The sequence below is a fragment of the Catenibacterium sp. genome (assembly GCF_052354645.1).
Classification (GTDB): domain Bacteria; phylum Bacillota_I; class Bacilli_A; order Erysipelotrichales; family Coprobacillaceae; genus Catenibacterium; species Catenibacterium mitsuoka_A.
In genome coordinates, this window is sequence record NZ_DAWDDM010000341.1 from 1 (window position 1) to 1,894 (window position 1,894).

The following is a 1,894-nucleotide window of genomic DNA, read 5'->3' on the forward strand; positions in this document are numbered from 1 at the left end:
CGGCCGCCATATCATAGTTTCCCATAAAAAAATAATCCTCCGCAACGAGGATTATTTCATTATTCGATTGTAATTACACGATGATCAAGACGGGGTGATGCTTCTGGAGCCTTACCATCTGCAAATCCTATAATAACATTTCCAATGCCTTCATAGTCTTCTGCAATGCCCCATTCTTTAAGGAGTCTTCTTCCTTCTTCACCTTCAAATACTTCTTTCGCACGATGAATCCAGCAAGAACCAAGTCCTAAGCCATGCGCTTCATTGAGCATATTACCAATCGCAAGTGATCCATCATAGATATATGTAGGATATTCTTTCTTTGATAAAACAACAATAACAACAGGTGCACCATAGAAAGGATCTTTATCACTCCCCATAACACCAGCATTCAACTTTGATAAATGATCTCTCATTTCTTTATTCTTTACTACTACAAACTTAACGCCCTGTCTGCCCATACCAGTAGGAGCATATAAACCAGCTTCTACAATTCTTTCAAGATCTTCATCTCTAGGCATTTCATCTGTATATTTTCTAATACTTCTTCTTGTTTTTAAAACATCTAACATATTTAAGCCCCCTTCTTATTTACGTTTTCAACAGTCACAATCATCACAATTGTACCTACTGCACTTAATACTAAACCTAAAAATAATGTTTCATAAACACCCATACTATCTAGTAAAATACCACCTAAGAAACTGGCTAGTACACCAGATACGGTCATACTTGTAGTAACGAGTGCCTGTCCTTTAACTGCATCCTTTGCATCAAATAATTTATCTACATAATAAACAGATGCAGGAATAAATAATGCATAAGCCAGCATTTGAGTTGCCTGAGCTAAATAGATCATAACCATATTTGTCGCAAAATAAGTTAATGTATGTTTAAGTGTGAAGAATATTGCAGAAATGATGATTGTATTTTTGATATTGATTTTATTCTTATACTTTTCAAATAAAGCCATAGTAGGAAGTTCTAACATCGCAGCCAAGAATACTGCATTTCCCATATCTCCAGTATTACCACCAACGTTTTTAATTACATTAATAAAGAAATTGTTGATGATTGTATGATCAAAATAAACTAATATAAAACCAGCTAAGAAAATCATGAATTTAAGATGCTTCTTAATAAAAGCACCTGTACTTTCTTTTTCTACTACTTTTTCTTCAATGACTTCATCTACTTCAGCTTCTGGCATCTTAAATGAGCGAATAAGAGGTAAAATACCTAAGAAGATGACAATATAGGCAAGAGGCATTAAAGTAGGACTTACTGCCTTTACAACGTTTCCTAATACAAGAGACGCAAGAGCATAAGCGACTGATCCAATACCACGTGCTACACCAAATTTAACGTCAATGCCCTGTTTCTGGAATGCGAAAGCAAGTGAGTTAACTAAAGGCATTGTTGTATAGAGTATTGTAGAGACTGCAACAAACAAAACAGCAGCTAAGAATGTAACCTTACTCGTAAACATAAGTAATACAGATAGAATACTACAAAGACCAAACATGATCATTAAGACTTTCTTCATAGAAATGTTTGACTTATCCACAAATCCTCCAAGTACAGGTTGTGCGATACTTGTTAGAATATTTGCGATTGCAAGTACAATCCCAATTAAAGATGAGCTCATGCCAATTGATCCTAGATAAACTGCAGCATAGCCGATAACTGTACAGAAGCCTACAAAGTAAATCCCCTGCAACATTGAGTATCTAACATTAATACTTTTTGACTGATCCATTATATAATCTCCCTTACATGTGATAACAATATTATAACAGAACAGAAACAATTCTGTAATCTCTTACATATTCTGAAAATAAAAAACTCAGGATTTCTCCCGAGTAACATTCAATGGCGCAGGTTGAGGGATTCG

Annotated in this window: 2 protein-coding genes; both read right to left on the minus strand. The window is 34.8% G+C overall.

Features of this window, described 5'->3' with window-relative positions:
* Positions 1 to 59 precede the first annotated feature (59 nt).
* Positions 60 to 572, minus strand: a complete 513-nt coding sequence (locus ACT8VG_RS10770; protein ID WP_444195870.1) for a nitroreductase family protein — start codon at positions 570 to 572, stop codon at positions 60 to 62.
* 2 nt (positions 573 to 574) lie between these two features.
* Positions 575 to 1,759: an MFS transporter gene (locus ACT8VG_RS10775; protein WP_444195871.1), complete on the minus strand. Its 1,185-nt coding sequence runs from the start codon at positions 1,757 to 1,759 to the stop codon at positions 575 to 577.
* Positions 1,760 to 1,894: the final 135 nt, after the last annotated feature.

Bases quoted from the DNA above. Each gene is read 5' to 3' on its own strand.
- ACT8VG_RS10770 (WP_444195870.1), bottom strand. From the start codon at position 572: ATGTTAGATGTTTTAAAAACAAGAAGAAGTATTAGAAAATATACAGAT.
- ACT8VG_RS10775 (WP_444195871.1), bottom strand. From the start codon at position 1,759: ATGGATCAGTCAAAAAGTATTAATGTTAGATACTCAATGTTGCAGGGG.